We start from the raw sequence: 17,026 nt of genomic DNA, 5'->3' as shown, positions 1-17,026 counted from the left end.
CTTTTAGGAGTGTACCATAGAATGACAATGGATCGGCCTCTGCTATAATTGACAGTTGGAACTGATACACCACCGCAGGAGGATTTGTGACTCAAGCACATACACTCGATGAACGGGCCATCAATACAATCCGCATGTTGTCGGTTGATGGTGTGCAAGCGGCTAATTCGGGCCACCCAGGTTTACCAATGGGGGCAGCGGCCATGGCTTATGTGCTCTGGACGCGCCACCTCAAACATAATCCGGCTAATCCAGATTGGGCTGATCGCGACCGCTTTGTGCTGTCGGCGGGCCATGGCTCAATGCTGTTGTATAGTTTGTTGCATCTCACGGGCTATGATCTTTCGCTCGATGATTTGAAGAATTTCCGCCAATGGCATAGTAAAACCGCTGGTCACCCAGAATATGGTTATGCCGCCGGCATCGAAACCACAACTGGGCCACTTGGCCAAGGATTTGCCACGGGCGTGGGTATGGCGATTGCTGCCCGTCACTTAGCAGGCACGTTCAATCAGCCTGAACTCGAAATCGTCAAGCATCATATTTATGCGATTGTCTCCGATGGCGATTTGGAAGAGGGGATTAGCGCCGAAGCTGCTTCGTTGGCAGGTCACCTCAAATTGGGCGAACTTATCTATCTGTATGATGATAACGAAATTTCGATTGAAGGCGATACCTCAATTGCCTTTACCGAAGATGTGCCAGCCCGTTTCCGCGCCTATGGCTGGCATGTCCAAGAGATCGACGGGCTTGATCCTGAGCAAGTTGATGCAGCCTTGCATGCTGCCAAAGCGGTGACCGATCAGCCATCGTTGATTGTGGCTCACACCGTGATTGGCTTTGGCTCGCCCAATCGGGCTGGCACGGCCAAAGCTCACGGCTCGCCGCTCGGCCCCGATGAAGTTAAATTGACCAAGGAAGCGCTTGGTTGGCCGCTCGAACCAACCTTCTACATTCCTGAAGAAGTCTTGGCCCACTTCCGCCAAGCCTTGGATCATGGTGCGGCGGCAGAGCAAGCCTGGAACGAATTGCTCGAACGCTACACGGCGGCGCATCCTGAAAAAGCTGCTGATTTCAAGCAACGCATGTCGGGTGAATTGCCAGCAGGTTGGGATAGTACCTTGCCAGTTTGGCCAGCTGATGCCAAAGGCGTGGCAACCCGCAAATCATCAGAAACTGCCTTGAATGCCTTGGCCGAGCAAATTCCAGCGCTCATTGGCGGCTCAGCTGATTTGGCCGAATCGACCTTTACCTTGATCGAGCATGCTCAATCGTTCCAAGCCGATACGCCGCAAGGCCGCAATATGCACTGGGGGATTCGTGAGCATGCTATGGTTGCTGCCGTCAACGGGATGGCGTTGCATGGCGGCACGATTCCTTACGGCGCAACCTTCTTGGTTTTCAGCGATTATTGCCGTGCCTCGATTCGCTTGGCAGCCTTGATGGGCATTCGCACGATTCAAGTCTTTACTCACGATAGCATTGGGGTTGGCGAAGACGGCCCAACCCACCAACCAATCGAACACATTCCATCGTTGCGGATTATCCCCAATTTGAATGTGATGCGGCCTGGTGATGCCAACGAAACCAGCCAAGCTTGGCGCGTAGCAGTCAGCCATAAAGGCCCAACCTTGCTGGCCTTGACCCGCCAAAACTTACCAACGCTTGATCGCACCCGCTATGCCTCGGCTGAGGGTGTGGCTCAAGGTGGCTATGTCTTGGCTGATAGCGCTGGTCAACCAGAATTAATCATCATTGCAACTGGCTCGGAATTGCAACATGCCGTGGCGGCCTACGAGCAATTGAGTGGCGAAGGAGTCAAGGTACGGGTGGTCAGTATGCCATCAACCTTGCTGTTCGACGCTCAGTCAGTGGAATATCGCGAGAGCGTACTGCCCAAGGCTGTGACCAAACGGATTGCGATTGAAGCTGCGCATCCCGTGACCTGGTATAAATATGTTGGGACTGAGGGCGATATTATTGGGATTGATCACTTCGGTGCTTCAGCGCCAATTAATATTTTGATGAAGGAATTTGGCTTTACCGCCGAAAACCTGATTGCTCGTGCCAAGGCCTTGTTGGCCAAATAATTAATCGATCGATCAAACGGATAACGCGAAGGACGAGTTGCTCGTGCTTCGCGTTATGCTGTGGAAAGGCAAATGATTATGAAAATTGCGGTCGGAACCGATCATGGTGGTTTGATTTTGAAGCAAGCAGTAATTGAAGAAGTGCAACGGCTGGGCCATGAAGTGCTCGATTTTGGCACCGATTCGCCTGCTTCGGTCGATTATCCCGATTTTGCTGCGGCTGTGGGTAATGCTGTAGTAAGTGGCCAAGCTGAACGTGGCATTGCGATTTGCGGTAGTGGCGTTGGCGTGACGGTCGCCGCCAATAAAATTAAAGGGGTGCGAGCCTGTTTGTGCCACGACACCTATTCGGCGCATCAAGGGGTTGAGCACGACGATCTGAATGTATTGTGTTTGGGCGGGCGGGTGATTGGCCCAGCCTTGGCTGGCGAAATTGTCCAAGCATTTTTGAGCGCAACGTTTCACAATGAAGCTCGCTTTACTCGGCGCTTGGATAAAGTGATTGCCTTAGAAAACCAATAAATTACGGCTAAAACAAAGCCCCGTGCTTATTACAAGCACGGGGCTTTTGAATTTAGGTGATTAGTTTAGTTCTTGGTGATTGCTGGCAAGAAGACCAACGATGGGCCTTCTGGCTCAGCTTCGGCAACACAAGCCTTAACACTGACGTTATCGATCTTCCAGCCATCAGGGCGGCCAACCGAATCGTCGGATGCAAGGCGGAAGCGGAACATCACGCTTTGGCCGTTGTAAGCATTCAAATCAACCACGCTCTTCAACCAATCTTGGGGGTCTCCACACCAAGCTTGGCTACCATTGAGTGGGTTGGTTGATGCATTAATTGCACCGTTATACGGGTCGGTTAACAAGGCTGAGTTTGGAATTTGGTTCCAAGCTGAGCCACCATCAGTTGAAACTTCAACCAATGCACCGTCATAACAGCCACCAGCATTGCGATCTTCGATGGTTTGCGAGTTCCAGAATTGCAACGTTGGAGTCAACCCTTCGGTCAAGCTGATAGCTGGAGTCGTAATCCATTGATCAGATGTCGAGTCAGGGTCAATTGCCTTGATGCCGTTGCCACCGTTATAGCCGAACGCGCCATGGGCCCAGGTATCACCAGTGCCGCCGTGAGTCCAGCTTGGGTCGCTATCAAAGGTTTCGTTGAAGGCAACCACAGTTTCGGTGCCAATTGGACAATCGCCTGGCGCAGCTTCGGTGGTGAAACTGAAGATGCTGCTATTGGCGCTGACTCCACAAGCATTGGCAGCACGGACGCGCCAGTAGTGCTTGGTGTTGGTGCTCAATGGAGCGCTGGTCAAGCTGGTCAACTCAGTGGTTGCGGTGTAAACCAAGTTGCTGAAGCTGGCATCGCTAGCAACTTCCAGCACGTAGTTGGTTGCACCAGCAGCGCTTGACCAACTGAATGCAGGGGTTTCGCTAACGTTGGTCGCATTATTAGCAGGAGCCGTCAAGCTTGGGGCAGCACTTGGCAAACCGCCTGAGATACTAAGATCGAGGTCGGTGGTGCGGCTAATCGTCGTGCTATCGCCACGGATAACCACGCTATAATCGCCTGCCATTGCTGTGCTGAGGTTGCCAATCGTGAGTTGGCTACTTAAGGTTGGCGAAATAACTGGATTTGGCGTAAAGCTGGCAGTTGCCCCAGCAGGCAAGTTGCTGGCCGAGAGGGTTACTGGCTCGCTGAAGCCTTGAACCCAACCGAGGTTAACCGTTGTTTGGGCTGAAACAGGCGCACAAACTGCCACGCTCGCAGGGTTGACGTTCATAGTGAAGGCTGGCGTTCCACCTGTGCCATCAAGCACTAATGAGCCTGAGTTAGTTGGATCAAGCCAATCTTTCAAGCGACTTGTGCTTGAGCCGCCACCGTTCCACGAAACCGAAATCCGGCCATACCAGTCGTCGCGGTCGTTACCACAGGCGGCATAACCACCATGGAGCTGACCAACGATCCGGTGATTGGGATCATACAATGGTGAGCCTGATGAACCACCTTCAGTTGTCCCCAGATCCCAGTCGATGACCCGAATGTGGGTGCCGCCGCCTGGGACGGTTGTGCCAAGGTAATCGGTGGTTTGGGTTGCTTGGTTTTCGAAGCTGATGCGTTTTTCTTCAACGCCAGGGTGGTGAATCGCCACAACACTGGGGAAGTCGCCACTTTGGGCATTCCAACCAGACCAGAATGGGGCATATTCGGTTGGAACTTCGTCATCAAGTTCAATCAAGGCAAAGTCGGATGCGGCATAGTTGGCCAGTAAAGTTGCCCCAGTCATCGTGGTGTTGGGCTTGGGCAATGGCGTGCCGTTCTCGGCTGAGCCAACCGTGCGACACAGGGTTGATTCGTAATTCCAATAGGTTACGACCGTTGCTGCGTTTTCTGCGGTGATGCCACAGTGATTCGCGGTTAGGAAGTAGGGTTTTTGGTCGTTGGCCGTGGTGTTGATCAATGCACCACTACACATATCCAAGCCATTGCGGGTATAAGCGGCAACTGAGTTAATTTCGGCCCGCCAGTCATCACCCTCAGGACAGACCACATCGACGTTACACGAGCCAGATTTATCGACCAACAGATCGCGGGGAATACCGAAGCCACTGAAGCCACGGTTAATTGCGCTCAAGGTCAAATCGGCAAGGGCAAACTCGCCACTATCGGCGCTGTATTCGATAACCATTTGATCGCCAGCGACGATTGGAGTCCATAATTGGCCGTGCTCTTCGTTATCAGCAGCACTGTATGGCCCAAGAATTGAGCGATAATCAGGGCTATAGAGAAACAATTGGCCACTCTTGGGGAGGTTGTAGCTGGTAAAGCCTACGTTGATCGACAAGGCCTTTGGTGCGTCGATGCGTAAACGAGCGACGGTACGATTGCCAACAATTTCGATTGAAGCCACTTGCTTGATGTCAAGCGTGGTTTGGTAATCTTTGGCGAAACGCGTTGGCAAATTACTTGGGCGCTTAGCGGCATCAGCACGTTCTTTGGCAAGGTCAAGTTCTGGCACAGCAATCTGGGCTACTGTGTTCAAATCCTTCAAGCCTTGCGCCAATGCTAATGGACGGTCGGAAGTGCTGGCTTGATTTTGCGCAGCGGTGAACGGCACCTTAGCCCCGATGACCGATAATAAAACGGTAATCGCAAGTAAGGCAAATACCCAACGGGATCGAACCATGCCATAACCTCCTGAGGCGTGTTCCACACAACATTGAGGGGAATTTGGAGAGGATTTTGTGAATGAGTCTACTATAAAAATAATTAGATGATTTGTCAAATTTATTAACTATTGTCTTATCGCGATAAGTCGATATATGTTTGGATGACATGAAGTAGGCGTAATGTCCGATATTAGCTAGCTAGATGGGGATTTATTATGGCGATAGAATGATTAAATATCTGATTTAGGCCACAAAAAAACAGCATTCTGGAAATAATGTAGTTTTGTCAGAATGCTGTTTTTATAAACATTAGCCTGCCACGACAGGGTTACGAAGAATACCAATGCCCTCAACTTCGGTTTCGAGCAAATCGCCTGGGCGTAAAAATTCTTGGGGAGTACGCGCAAAACCTACGCCAGCCGGTGTGCCAGTTGCAATAATATCGCCTGGCTCAAGGGTCATGCCTTGGGAAAGCACATGAATTAATGTAGGAATATTAAAAATAAGATCGTTGGTATTAGACTCCTGTTTGATCTCGCCGTTGACGCGTAGCCGAACCACCAAATTATGCGGGTCGGTCAACTCATCGCTGGTGATGATCCACGGCCCCATTGGGCATGAGCCATCGAGCGCTTTGCCTTTGAAAAATTGCTGATGGCGCATTTGTAAATCTCGCGCCGAAACATCGTTAATCACCGTATAGCCCCAAACATGCTCCATGGCTTGCTCGTGGCTGATGTTTTTGCCAGCTTTGCCGATCACCACACCCAATTCAACTTCCCAATCAATCCGTTCGGAAACTGCTGGATCAATCACAATTTCGCCAGTTGGGCTGTTGATGGCGGTTGGTGGTTTGGTGAAAAATACCGGATGCTCGGGCATTTTGACTTCTAGCCCTTTGGCTTGCAACGATTCACGAGCGTGGGCTGCATAATTAAGGCCCACACAAAACACATTTTTCAATGGGCGGGGCAAGGGAGCCAACAATTGATCCATATTTAATTGGATGCCTGCACGGCTTTGATAGTCGGGCAAGGCCGCCTTGATTGTGTCCAAGCCAGCATCGCCTGCTTCGATTAAGGCTTGGAGCGATTGATAGCCATCGAGCAACATCACCCGATCGCCAAGCACAATGCCTGGACGTGGCCCAACCGCAGTTTTGAGGGTTACAAATCGCATGGTTTCTCCGCAACATCGCCATGATAACGGTTTCACATTATCGTTTGGCAAAAAAACTATAGTTGCATTATAACGATATTCGTTTCTGGTGATGCTACGCTTCAGGATTGAACTTAACGACCAGCAAGGTTAAATCGTCGATTGGTGGTGTGCCGCTTTGAAAAGCGCGAACATCACCAAGGATGGCATCGGCCAACCCATGGGCAGGCAGGCGACCATAGGCTTGCACCGCTGAAATCAAGCGTTCACGGCCATAGGTATCGCCAGCGAAGTTGCGGGCATCGCACAAGCCATCGGTATAAAACACCAAGGCATCACCTGGCTCTAAATCGGTATGCATCTCTTCGAAAAAAGCTTCTTCAGTGATGCCAACTGGCATGCCGCCGCCCTCAAGCATGGTCACGCGGCCTTGTTTGGAGCGATAATGTAATGGCCAATCGTGGCCAGCCCGTACATAGGTAAAGCGCCGTCGTGCAATATCCAAATGCGAATAAACCATGGTAATCACGGCAGCATCAAGGTTTGTTGCCCGAATCAGTTGGTTGAAACGCTCAACCAAAGCCAACGGATGGCGCTGATCCATCCCCAGCAACAAACCTTTGGCCATGGCCATAACCAAAGCAGCTCCAGCGCCCTTATCGCAAACATCGGCCATCACAATCGAGAGCATATGCTCGCTCAGTTGGCGCACCTCATAGAAATCACCGCTCATCTCATAGGCAGGAAAGGTGGCGGCAGCAATCACCACGCCATGCAGATTAGGAAAGATGGTCGGCACAAGTCGGCGCTGTAATTCGCGGCCTAACTCCAATTCGCGGGCGGCGCGAGCACGGCGTAGAGCTTCAGCTTGGGCTTGCTCCAACGCGGTGTAAGCATCAGTCAGTAGCCGATTTTTATGGCGTAAATCTTCTAAGCGCCGTTCATCGGAGCGCCGTACATGAGCCGCGACCCGCCGCAACATATTGTAGGCAATGGCGGGGTAAGTGTGTAATAAGGTTTCAAAGGCGGCAATTGGGATCTCTAAAACTTCACTTTGCACCACCGCGATTGCCCCAGCGGCGCGGGTTCCATCAGGCTCCAATAAACTTAGCTCGCCAAAAAATGCCCCAACCCCCAACAACCCAAGGGTCGTTTCCTCAGAACTACCTTGCTCAAGCACCAGCCGCAAGGTTCCGCTGACTACCACATAACAAGCATCGCCACGATCACGCTGGTGAAACAACCAGGCATCGGCTGGCAACGCACGAATTCGCGCCTGACTATCGAGCATTTGCAAGCCTTCGAGCGAAAGATCGGCAAATAGTGGGACTCGACGTAGGAACTCCATTTGGGACATACCCACCTCCTAGCAACGACCAAAATGCAGCATAGCACGCTCGCTATGCTGATGCAAGATAGGCCTGATTGCGGCGATTAAGTTGGTATAGGCGCTGGCTGCGGTACAATACAGCTACGACTGCTTAGTGATGGAGGAAGCCCATGCCTCGTCAGCTTTTAACCTATGTTGATGCTTGCCTACCCGATCTGCTGGATGAAATGCGTCAATGGATCGAAATTGAATCGTTTACCCGTGATATTACGGCGGTTTCTTGGATGGTCAACGTGGTTGGCGAGCGTTTGAGTAAGCTTGGTGCAAGTGTGCGCAAATATAATGGCAAGCCCCAAGCCGACCATTTGTTGGCAAGTTGGCCAGGCGAGGGCGAACCATTGCTAATTGTGGGCCATGTTGATACCGTTTATCCGCCAGGCACGATTGATCAATTTCCGTTCCGCATCGATGGCGATGTGGTGCGTGGGCCTGGAGTCAGCGATATGAAGGGCTGTATTTTGCTGACTTGCGCCGCCTTGCAAGCCTTACGCCACTTTAGCCGCTGGACCAGCCGCCCCTTGAAATTTTTAATTACGACCGATGAAGAGATTGGTAGCCCAACCTCCCGACGGTATATTGAAGAACAGGCTCGCGGTTGTCGCGCAGCCTTGATTATCGAATCAGCAGAAGAGGGTGGTTGGCTCAAAACATGGCGCAAAAGTGTCAGTATGTATGACTTAACAATTACTGGCAAGCCCTCGCATGCGGGGGTAGCCCCGGAGCTTGGCATTAGCGCGATTCACGAATTAAGCTACCAAATTGGCCAGATTTTGCCCTTGGCGCGGCCTGAAATTGGCACAACGATCAATATTGGCAAAATTAATGGTGGTACTGCCACCAATGTTGTAGCCGCCGAGGCCCATTGCACGATCGATGTGCGGGCATTAAAAGTTGGCGAGGCGGAACGGGTTGATCAAGCGCTGCATCAATTAGTGCCCCATTTGGCTGGCGCAAAATTAACTTTAGAAGGTGGCGTAAATCGCCCAGCCATGGAACAAACGCCTGCCACAATGGCATTATATGCTGCTGCCGAGCAAATTGCCAATCAATTGGATTTGCCGATTAAAGCTAGTGGCACTGGCGGCGGTTCGGATGGCAATTTCACGTCGGCGATCGGTGTGCCAACCCTCGATGGGCTTGGTGGCTGGGGCAGTGATTCGCATAGCTTCGATGAATGGCTTTCGATCAGCCAATTTGCCCCACGGGCTGCCTTGCTGGCTCGTTTGATTGAGACATTGTAGGCATTGGGGATCGGTTACTGGGGGTTGGGGATCGGAGCGAGGGATCTGGATTCAGGGAGTTCCAGCGTTGATTCCCCCTCGCCCGCCCAGCGGGCGAGGGGGCTAGCTTACAAGGGTAGGTTTTACGACCCCTCACCCCCAACCCCTCTCCCACTGCGGCGGGAGAGGGGCGATCAAATAATCATGGTGGTGCGATTCCCCCTCGCCTCGCGGGCGGGAGAGGGGGTTAGGGGGTGAGGGCATGCCAATTGACGATCCATCCCACTCAAGCATTGTTAACAACCTACCCTTGTAAGGAGGGGGCGAGGGGGTGAGGGAAAGAAATGATCCACTCTGCGCCTCTGCGTTAAAGCTTGCTCCTTACTCAGCGGCGACTTTGACCCAGCCAGTGCGTTGGATTAACAGCTCATACAATGGCTTTGGTAAGCTACAAATCACATCGCCATCTTTGGCGGGCAAGGCTTGGCGTAAATCACTGCGGCCTGCTTTAACCTTATTTGGCCAGTCTGGCTCCCACAAAGCGACCCGTCCAAGTGCCACGAGTTCGGCTCCATCGTGCAAGGGTAATTCGGCTTGTTCAGGCGTTTCGATGCTGCCGACTGCCATTAAGGGAACCCGCCCAGCCAATTTTTCAATGACTAAAGGGCTCAGTCGTTGGGTTGATTCGGGGTTGCGCATCGAGCCAGCCGCATAATTCCATAAAGAAATGTGCAAGTAATCCAAGCGGCAATCGGCTAAACGATCAACCAAAACTAAGGTATCTTCAATCGTAATGCCTGGATTTTCGATCTCCTCTGGCGAGAAGCGATAGCCCACAATAAACTGATCGCCAACGGCTTCGCGCACCGCTTTGGCTAAAGTAATTGGGTAGCGCAAGCGTCGTTCCAAGTCGCCACCCCATTCGTCGTCGCGGCGGTTGGAATGCGGCGAGAAAAATTGTTGAATCAAATAGGTATTTGCGCCGTGAATTTCAACGCCATCGAAGCCTGCGACTGCTGCCCGTTTGGCGGCTGCCACAAAATCGGCGATGCTTTTTTCGACTTCAGCAGCGCTCATTGCCCGAGGTTCGAGGGAGCCTTGGCGTTCGGCGGCAACGGCTGAGGCTGAGCGTGGCGCTGGCTCGATCAACACCTTGGGGTCGGCCATGCGCCCGCCATCGTGAATTTGCAGAATGGCGATTGCGCCTTCGGCCTTGATGGCGCTAGCTGCTTGACGTAATGAATCGAGCTTGTCGTCATTATCGCAGCCCCATTGATTGATAAAGGCTTGGCCAGCCCTATCAACGTAACAAGCAGCGGTGATAACGGTTCCAAAGCCGCCAGCGGCACGGCGTTGCAATAAAGCCACTTCACCTGGGCTAATTTGGCCTTCAGGCGTGCCCGAATAGGTGGTCATGGGGGCGAGAACGAGACGATTGGGCAGGGTAACACCGCTAACAGGCAGCGTATATGGCTCGAACAATGACATAAATTCCTCGTAACACAATATATTGAATTACGCAGATATGCGTATCCCAATATATTGTGCCACAAGTCGATTTTGAAAACGGGCAGACTAGAGAAGAATTAACACAAATCTTATAGAAGGGCCATGGGGTTACGAGCTAGCAACGAGACCTTCGATGCCAACCCAAAAGTTATCTTTGCGAACATAAGGCCGTGAAACCACCCGCACCCCTTCAACATCTTCGTTGAAAATTTGGGTAGCATTGACCAGCACGACATTTGGACGTTCGCCGAAACGATCTTCATAGGCAAAAATCGCTTCGGCAATTTTGAAGCGCAATTCTTTACGCGGATGATCATCAAACCAAGCTAAATACACGGTCGGCCTCCTCTAGCGTTCAACGCACCACGCATTTAAGCGTACATCTTGGAAAATGTTGTAAACCTGATCGTTGGTGCAACGCACCCGAAAATAGTGGCGTGGTGGTCGTGCCCAACGCGCCTCTTTGCTCCAAACTCGTTCAATCTTAGCGACCTGATGGCTGATACCCCGCCATAAAAAGGCCATCGGCAAATAATTATGGCGTTTATGGGTTAATTGAATTGGCTCAATCTGCATCTCGGTTACCCTTCGTGTTGTACTCAATCGTTGCAAGGCTCCAAGCATGGCGGCTGGTAAAAGTCTAGAATCAAGCTTGAATCAAGCTTTTAAGCAATGGTGCGCACCGTGGATTACAAGCAGCAACTTGGAGAATTTGTGCTTCGAGTATACACGAACATATGTTCTATGTCAATTAAATTGAGCCTGACTAGGGAAATGTAGCGGGAATTTCTAGAGCTGAATTCGTGGAACCAAATCCCAATCGATACGGCCTTGACCAGTTCGTAGATCAGCCGGAATCAAGCTGGCGCAGTCTTGAATGTATTCGCGAATACGGCGAATATCGAGGTTGTGCTGGTTGGTTTCAAAGGGAGCTAGCATATCGTAGGCGCTGGCCAGCAATTGGCGTGGGCTATCGACAATTCCCAAACGCAATTGGTTGAGCGCTACTGACAGCCGAATCAGGCCACGATAAAGATCGTTGCGGCTGGGAAACCACAATTCTTCCAATTGCAAAACCCCATCAACAAAACGCTCCTCGTTGAAGGCGGTGATAAAGCCTTGCCAATGCTCCTGCTCATTCATGGGCTGCTACCTCAATCACAATCCCGCCGAAACGCGCTTCTCGGGCGGTGCAGCGCTGTCCGTTGATCCAACACTGATCAGAAGGATAGTCCGATTGATCATCACGATAGCTACCAGCGCAGCCAGTGCCTAAGAAACCCGTGTTGAAAAACTCAACCTGACGGCCATGCTGATCAACCGCCAATGCCCGACAATCGACGCAAACATAGCGCGGATAGCGGGGCATTGGCTGAACGGGCTGATTACAAATTGGGCAAATTTGCGAACTAGCGGGCGTATTGTTGTTCATATTCTGGCTGGCGCAATGGTTGGCTGTTGATGCGGGTGTTGGCTGGAGCTGCGCAGTAAGGGCAAACCTGCCAGGTCATATCGATCACCCGATCGCAGTTGCCACAGTTGCGACGCAAATGGGTTTGGCAATGTGGGCACAGAATAAAATCGGCCTGAATGCTGCGTTGGCAATTTGGGCAAACATGCTCATCCTCAATATCGCGACGCATAAAGGTTTCTTCTAATTCGCGCTCGTATTTTTGGCTGAGCGTTTCGCGAGGGCGCACCAACATATATAACAACAACCCAGCAAATGGCAAAAAGAAGGCCATTGAGGTTGAAAGCACTTGCACCAAAATATCGTTGGAGCGGCTAGCAATATCGCGGTAGCTCCATACCAGCGAGGCAACCCATAAGAGCACCAAATAGCCCCCAACAATCATGCCAACAATTGGCAAGATGCTTTTAAGTTCTGCAATAATTTCTGTCATGTTCCTATGCTTTCCTGAAGAAGGCCTCGGCTGTTTGAGGCGATTGCATGGGTTTAGAATACTGGCAATTAATTTGCCACGATTGGGATATTGTACCATATCAAACCAACGCCTAAGCGCATCTCAGCCTGATGCTCGACTGAGATGCAGCTTATACGGCGGGTTTTAGCTCAAGGTTTTAATCGTGGTGAGATGTGGCTGGACTGCCAAAAGCAGTTGCTCGGTGAGGCTTTCGCGCTCAATTCCTGCATCAAACACCTGCCAACGTTGTGGATCAGCGGCGATCATCTCAAGGTAGCCACTGCGCACTCGTTCATGGTAGGCAATTTCGCGGGCATCAAGCCGATTCCAATGTTCGTTTTGGCTGGGGCTTGGTTGGGGCAGGTGGGGCAAGGGCAAGGCTAATTGGCTTGATTCACGAAAATCGTCGCGCTGTTTACGTTTGCGCTGCAAGCCTTGCTCAACGGGCAAATCCAAAAAGAAGGTCAGATCAGGTTGTAAGCCGCCCGTTGCAAAGCGGGTGATTTCGCGTAGCTCGGTTAAGTTACGGCCCAAGCCATAGCCTTGGTGGGCAAAGGTCGAATCGGCGTAGCGATCGCACAAAACAATGCCGCCCAGTTTCAGATAGGGCAAGATCACCTCGCCAACTAACTGAGCTCGAGCGGCAGCAAACAAAAGCGTTTCAGTTGTCGGCTCCATCGCCGTCCATTGACCATCGAGCACAAGCCGCCGCACAGCATCGCTAATTGGCGTTCCGCCTGGCTCACGAGTTAAGATGACTGGATAGCCAGCCTGTTGTAGATAATCCTTGAGGTAGCGGGCTTGGGTGCTCTTCCCGCTACCTTCTGGGCCTTCAAAGGTAATGAACAAGCTCATGGTTCCCCTACAGTCCAACAAGTTGAGGCCACGTTGCCGATTTTAGCGAAAGATCCGAATGCGGCGACGTGGTTCTTTGCCAGTACTTTCTGATTGTAGATTGTACCGCTCAACAATCTGATGTTGCAACCTACGCACATAGGAACTTTGCGGACTCAGTTCGATACTTTCGGTTGAGCCATCCATGACTTGACTGATTGCTTCTTCAACCTCTTCCATGGCCTCGCTCAGCGGGTCGCTAGGACTGATGCTGATTTCGAAGGCCGAGCCGAGGCATTCTTCCATTTGGGTTTGGGTATTCGAGCGTAGCACATACACTGGAATTCCACGTTCTTCGGCATCACGCAGCCGAGTTGGGTGCTGACGATAGTAATTTTTCAGCGTAATCACCATCGTGGCTTGTTCCATTTCGCGCACCAAACTAGCAGTAATGCCCAAACGATCTAAGGCTTTTTCCAAGCGATTGCGGCTAACCCCAAAGGCAAAAATCTTGGCTGGCGCATTTTTACCAGGCTTTTTAACCAGCACGCTTGGTTCTTCGGTTTTTGGGCTAGTGCTGCCATTCAGTGCCAAGCTATAGCGTTCGCGCTCTTCGCGTTGGGCTTCACGCCGTTCGCTTTTACGCCGCCAGTCGCGTTCGCCATGGTCACGATCACGGTCGCGTTCACGGCTGCGATAGCCGCCACGCCGCGTGAGCATGGTGCTAGCTTCGCTATCAAGCCGTTCTGGGCGGCCTTCGTGCACCACAATTTCGCCTTGCTCGTCCTTGGTGCGTTGTTCGGCGGTTGGCTCATTGCCCTGCAAAATCGAATCGACGGCTGAAGCGACTTCTTGATAAATCGTTACATCGTCCCAGCTTTGAATTTCGACCAACACATCGAAGGTTGGCGGCGCTTTGCGTTCGAGCACGGTTTTTTGGGTTCCCCGCCGTCGAGCTTCTTCATCGCCCAAGGTTACTGCCTGAATCCCGCCGATCAGATCGGAGAGAGTTGGGTTGAGCATCAGGTTTTCCAAGGTATTCCCGTGAGCCGTACCAACCAATTGCACCCCACGTTCGGCGATGGTGCGAGCAGCTTGAGCTTCCAACTCCGTCCCAATTTCATCGATCACAATGACTTGGGGCATGTGGTTTTCGACCGCTTCGATCATCACATTGTGCTGTTCGGCTGGCCGAGCTACTTGCATTCGCCGAGCGCGACCAATCCCTGGGTGAGGAATATCGCCATCGCCAGCGATTTCGTTCGAGGTATCGACGATCACCACCCGCTTGAGAAAGTCGTCGGCCAAGACGCGGGCGACTTCGCGCAGCATGGTGGTTTTACCTGTCCCAGGCTTGCCCAGAATCAAGATCGATTTACCAGCCTCGACCAAATCGCGCACGATTTCGATTGTGCCATAAACGGCGCGGCCAACCCGACAGGTCAGACCGATCACCACCCCAGAGCGGTTGCGAATGGCTGAAATGCGGTGCAGCGTGCGCTGAATCCCAGCGCGATTATCTTCACCAAATTGACCAATCCGCTCGGTCACATAATCGAGATCTTCGCGCGAGACCTCAGTTTCGCTAAGGAAACTTGATTGGTCGTGGCGAAAACGCGCCTCGGGCAAGCGCCCCAAATCCATGACAATTTCTATAACTTGATCTTTCTGTTCATGGGTTGCCAACGGCTCGGCCAAACGTGGCGGCAAGGTTGACAGCAACAGATCGATATTATGGGTAATTTCGCGACGATCTAACATAGTTGCATCCCTCTCAAACACACGCCGGGGTGTGTTAGATACACGGTTCGGATTGAACCGACGATGACAGCGACGGATTGACGACGCTTTCTCGCGTTCCTTCGATCACAGGCCGCAACAATGGATTGCGTAGTGGCACTGTGAGTTCCTTGACCGTCAGGCGTTGATCTCCAATATGTTCAAAGCCGATTTCCTCCAAGTTGTGATGCAACTCGCCATGATATTCTGGCAAAAGGAGATAGACGACACCTTGATGGGCATTGGCCAATTGGCTCATTCCAAATCGAATAACCGACGAGGCTAAGCGTTGCTCAGCAGGATCGATCAGAAGGCTCATAACTGCGGCGTGTGGGCCAAGCCACACATGCAAGGCCGCCCGTAAAATATCATCTCGGCCATCGCGCCCAAGCACCCATGAGCGCTGACGAACCCCATGACGGGCAACGACCGGCAATTGCCACGATCGTGATGTTCGTCCTTCATATCGTACAACAGTTGCTGGGGTGATCGCCTCATACAATCGTTGGATTGCATGCGGGTCGCGACGCTGTTGTGGGCGTAACACAATAATTGAGCTACCTTCGGCAACATCGGGAGTTAAAGTCCGCCAAACCTGCCGCGTCGCATAACTTTGAAAGCCAAGTTGGCGAAAAACTTCTAAATGTGGTGAGTTCGAGGCCAACGGTGCGAAGATACGCTCGATATTGCGCGAACCCATGCGCACCACAAATGCTTCTAACAAACGATACCAAACATCGGGGTCGGTTGGTTGGCGCATGCCACGCCGAAACGGTTGCGATGCCAGATACACCAAATCGGCATCAGCACTATTTAAACGATACCAGCCTTGGACATAGCCACGCAGGCCACGCTCATGATAAACCAAGGTATGGCGATCCTGGGCAAAAGGCATTAAACAGCGTAACGCAAAGCCCAACGGTCGATGGTTGCCCGCCAGCACATGCTCGCTGCCCAACAACATATAGGTGTACGGCGTGCGCCGCAACTCAAGACTATCTACCAAGCGAACAGGTCGAATCAAGCCAGATTCTCCATTGCATGAGCTGTATGCCCGATTCCGCTGTGCCACATTGCACACTGGTATCATCGCACAATTTAGGCCAGAAAAAAACTAGCAGAGTATTAATAAGTGTGAAGGATGAAGGATGAAATCAAAAGGCAATAGGCAATAGCCAACGACTTGATGAAGAACTATAGGATGAAGGCTCTGGGCTATCGGAACATGATAGTGGAATTGTAATGATGGCAATAGCCAATAGCTGTAATGGTTATTCGGTTGGCAACCATGACCTCATGCCCTCACCCCCAGCCCCTCGCACACTGCGGCGGGCGAGGGGTGCACTCCTAGAGCGGTTCCCCCTCGCCTCGTGTGCGGGAGAGGGGGTGAGGGAACACTGGCGGTTATTAATGCTATAAACCATTACAAATAGCCAATAAGCCTTACCCTTCGTAGATGAAACTATCAATACTCTTTCAAGTCAACAATTGGTTTAATGTTTGCTGGAGTTGCTGATGTTGTTGATCATCAATGATTAAGCTCAGATCAACGCCTGCAAGTTGGAAAACCGCTTGCGCTGGTTGATTAAAATGAATGTGCAGATGGCCTAATTCAAGTTCCCAGCGTTCGATACAGCGATAATCAGTTGCGCCGTTGGGCAAGCACACACAATACCCATCCAAATCACTAGCTTCGGCTTCGAAGTCATCTTGATCAAAACTACGCTGGATCGTTAGATATTCAGCTGGCTGATCAGTCTTATCGGCCAATCCCAAAATCAATAAATTCTCATCGGCGAGCTGCTCAATTGCTATAACCCTTGCGGTAAAATGCCACATTTCCATGCCAAAACTCCACTATGTTGTTAGGGTAACTATAAGGGATGAAATCAAAAGGCAACAATATGAGTTAACACGGAGGAAATATGGCTACAGGCTGAAGGC

16 protein-coding genes are annotated in these 17,026 nt (G+C 51.6%); 3 read left to right on the top strand and 13 right to left on the bottom strand.

Annotated elements, in window-relative coordinates; genetic code table 11:
- The first annotated feature begins 86 nt into the window (after positions 1-86).
- Both tkt and rpiB read left to right on the top strand, forming a co-directional pair.
- On the top strand, positions 87-2,090 hold the full coding sequence (gene tkt, locus DEF47_RS12795) for a transketolase (RefSeq protein WP_012188046.1): 2,004 nt from the start codon (positions 87-89) through the stop codon (positions 2,088-2,090).
- A gap of 78 nt (positions 2,091-2,168) precedes the next feature.
- Complete coding sequence (gene rpiB, locus DEF47_RS12790; protein WP_041305225.1) at positions 2,169-2,612, top strand: ribose 5-phosphate isomerase B; 444 nt, start codon at positions 2,169-2,171, stop codon at positions 2,610-2,612.
- Between the two features lie 65 nt (positions 2,613-2,677).
- Here the strand turns inward: rpiB and DEF47_RS12785 are convergent, their stop codons facing one another.
- The 3 genes from DEF47_RS12785 to DEF47_RS12775 all read right to left on the bottom strand — a co-directional run bounded on the left by DEF47_RS12785 (position 2,678) and on the right by DEF47_RS12775 (position 7,782).
- Positions 2,678-5,284 (bottom strand): choice-of-anchor J domain-containing protein, encoded by a 2,607-nt coding sequence (locus tag DEF47_RS12785; protein ID WP_012188048.1) that lies wholly within the window; start codon positions 5,282-5,284, stop codon positions 2,678-2,680.
- A gap of 292 nt (positions 5,285-5,576) precedes the next feature.
- On the bottom strand, positions 5,577-6,446 hold the full coding sequence (locus DEF47_RS12780) for a fumarylacetoacetate hydrolase family protein (protein WP_012188049.1): 870 nt from the start codon (positions 6,444-6,446) through the stop codon (positions 5,577-5,579).
- A 94-nt stretch (positions 6,447-6,540) separates the two neighbouring features.
- Positions 6,541-7,782, bottom strand: a complete 1,242-nt coding sequence (locus DEF47_RS12775) for a PP2C family protein-serine/threonine phosphatase (RefSeq protein ID WP_041303899.1) — start codon at positions 7,780-7,782, stop codon at positions 6,541-6,543.
- A 143-nt stretch (positions 7,783-7,925) separates the two neighbouring features.
- Between DEF47_RS12775 and DEF47_RS12770 the strand changes: the two genes are divergently transcribed.
- The gene (locus tag DEF47_RS12770) at positions 7,926-9,056 is read left to right on the top strand and encodes a M20 family metallopeptidase (protein ID WP_012188051.1); all 1,131 of its coding nucleotides are present in this window, start codon (positions 7,926-7,928) and stop codon (positions 9,054-9,056) included.
- Positions 9,057-9,416: 360 nt separating this feature from the next.
- Here the strand turns inward: DEF47_RS12770 and DEF47_RS12765 are convergent, their stop codons facing one another.
- The 10 genes from DEF47_RS12765 to DEF47_RS12720 form a co-directional block, all read right to left on the bottom strand.
- Entirely contained in the window at positions 9,417-10,523 is a 1,107-nt protein-coding gene (locus DEF47_RS12765; RefSeq protein ID WP_012188052.1) for an NADH-dependent flavin oxidoreductase, read from the bottom strand.
- 129 nt (positions 10,524-10,652) lie between these two features.
- Positions 10,653-10,880, bottom strand: a complete 228-nt coding sequence (locus DEF47_RS12760; RefSeq protein WP_012188053.1) for a hypothetical protein — start codon at positions 10,878-10,880, stop codon at positions 10,653-10,655.
- A gap of 12 nt (positions 10,881-10,892) precedes the next feature.
- Positions 10,893-11,120 carry a DUF6504 family protein gene (locus DEF47_RS12755; RefSeq protein WP_041303903.1) on the bottom strand — a complete coding sequence of 76 codons (228 nt, stop codon included), beginning with the start codon at positions 11,118-11,120 and terminating at the stop codon, positions 10,893-10,895.
- Positions 11,121-11,333: 213 nt separating this feature from the next.
- Positions 11,334-11,687: a DUF309 domain-containing protein gene (locus DEF47_RS12750; protein ID WP_012188054.1), complete on the bottom strand. Its 354-nt coding sequence runs from the start codon at positions 11,685-11,687 to the stop codon at positions 11,334-11,336.
- Entirely contained in the window at positions 11,680-11,976 is a 297-nt protein-coding gene (locus DEF47_RS12745) for a hypothetical protein (protein ID WP_012188055.1), read from the bottom strand. The genes DEF47_RS12750 and DEF47_RS12745 overlap by 8 nt, the downstream gene beginning before the upstream one ends.
- Complete coding sequence (locus tag DEF47_RS12740) at positions 11,954-12,448, bottom strand: zinc ribbon domain-containing protein (protein WP_012188056.1); 495 nt, start codon at positions 12,446-12,448, stop codon at positions 11,954-11,956. Before DEF47_RS12740 ends, DEF47_RS12745 begins: the two co-directional genes overlap by 23 nt.
- Positions 12,449-12,613: 165 nt before the next feature.
- Positions 12,614-13,324 (bottom strand): dTMP kinase, encoded by a 711-nt coding sequence (tmk, locus tag DEF47_RS12735; protein ID WP_012188057.1) that lies wholly within the window; start codon positions 13,322-13,324, stop codon positions 12,614-12,616.
- Between the two features lie 42 nt (positions 13,325-13,366).
- Entirely contained in the window at positions 13,367-15,064 is a 1,698-nt protein-coding gene (locus tag DEF47_RS12730) for a R3H domain-containing nucleic acid-binding protein (protein WP_012188058.1), read from the bottom strand.
- A 34-nt stretch (positions 15,065-15,098) separates the two neighbouring features.
- A complete protein-coding gene (locus tag DEF47_RS12725; RefSeq protein WP_287045170.1) occupies positions 15,099-16,106 on the bottom strand; it encodes a hypothetical protein in 1,008 nt (335 codons plus the stop codon).
- Positions 16,107-16,558: 452 nt separating this feature from the next.
- Entirely contained in the window at positions 16,559-16,927 is a 369-nt protein-coding gene (locus DEF47_RS12720; protein WP_012188060.1) for an Imm10 family immunity protein, read from the bottom strand.
- Positions 16,928-17,026: the final 99 nt, after the last annotated feature.

Source organism: Herpetosiphon sp. (genome assembly GCF_003512625.1).
GTDB lineage: Bacteria > Chloroflexota > Chloroflexia > Chloroflexales > Herpetosiphonaceae > Herpetosiphon > Herpetosiphon aurantiacus.
This window is presented reverse-complemented; position numbering and strand designations above follow the sequence as displayed.

Excerpts from the sequence above, each read along its gene's own strand:
- tmk (WP_012188057.1), bottom strand. The coding sequence starts at position 13,324 with ATGAGCTTGTTCATTACCTTTGAAGGCCCAGAAGGTAGCGGGAAGAGC.
- DEF47_RS12730 (WP_012188058.1), bottom strand. The coding sequence starts at position 15,064 with ATGTTAGATCGTCGCGAAATTACCCATAATATCGATCTGTTGCTGTCA.
- DEF47_RS12770 (WP_012188051.1), top strand. The coding sequence starts at position 7,926 with ATGCCTCGTCAGCTTTTAACCTATGTTGATGCTTGCCTACCCGATCTG.
- DEF47_RS12765 (WP_012188052.1), bottom strand. The coding sequence starts at position 10,523 with ATGTCATTGTTCGAGCCATATACGCTGCCTGTTAGCGGTGTTACCCTG.
- DEF47_RS12780 (WP_012188049.1), bottom strand. The coding sequence starts at position 6,446 with ATGCGATTTGTAACCCTCAAAACTGCGGTTGGGCCACGTCCAGGCATT.
- DEF47_RS12720 (WP_012188060.1), bottom strand. The coding sequence starts at position 16,927 with ATGGAAATGTGGCATTTTACCGCAAGGGTTATAGCAATTGAGCAGCTC.
- DEF47_RS12755 (WP_041303903.1), bottom strand. The coding sequence starts at position 11,120 with ATGCAGATTGAGCCAATTCAATTAACCCATAAACGCCATAATTATTTG.
- rpiB (WP_041305225.1), top strand. The coding sequence starts at position 2,169 with ATGAAAATTGCGGTCGGAACCGATCATGGTGGTTTGATTTTGAAGCAA.
- DEF47_RS12740 (WP_012188056.1), bottom strand. The coding sequence starts at position 12,448 with ATGACAGAAATTATTGCAGAACTTAAAAGCATCTTGCCAATTGTTGGC.
- DEF47_RS12750 (WP_012188054.1), bottom strand. The coding sequence starts at position 11,687 with ATGAATGAGCAGGAGCATTGGCAAGGCTTTATCACCGCCTTCAACGAG.
- DEF47_RS12775 (WP_041303899.1), bottom strand. The coding sequence starts at position 7,782 with ATGTCCCAAATGGAGTTCCTACGTCGAGTCCCACTATTTGCCGATCTT.
- DEF47_RS12745 (WP_012188055.1), bottom strand. The coding sequence starts at position 11,976 with ATGAACAACAATACGCCCGCTAGTTCGCAAATTTGCCCAATTTGTAAT.
- DEF47_RS12785 (WP_012188048.1), bottom strand. The coding sequence starts at position 5,284 with ATGGTTCGATCCCGTTGGGTATTTGCCTTACTTGCGATTACCGTTTTA.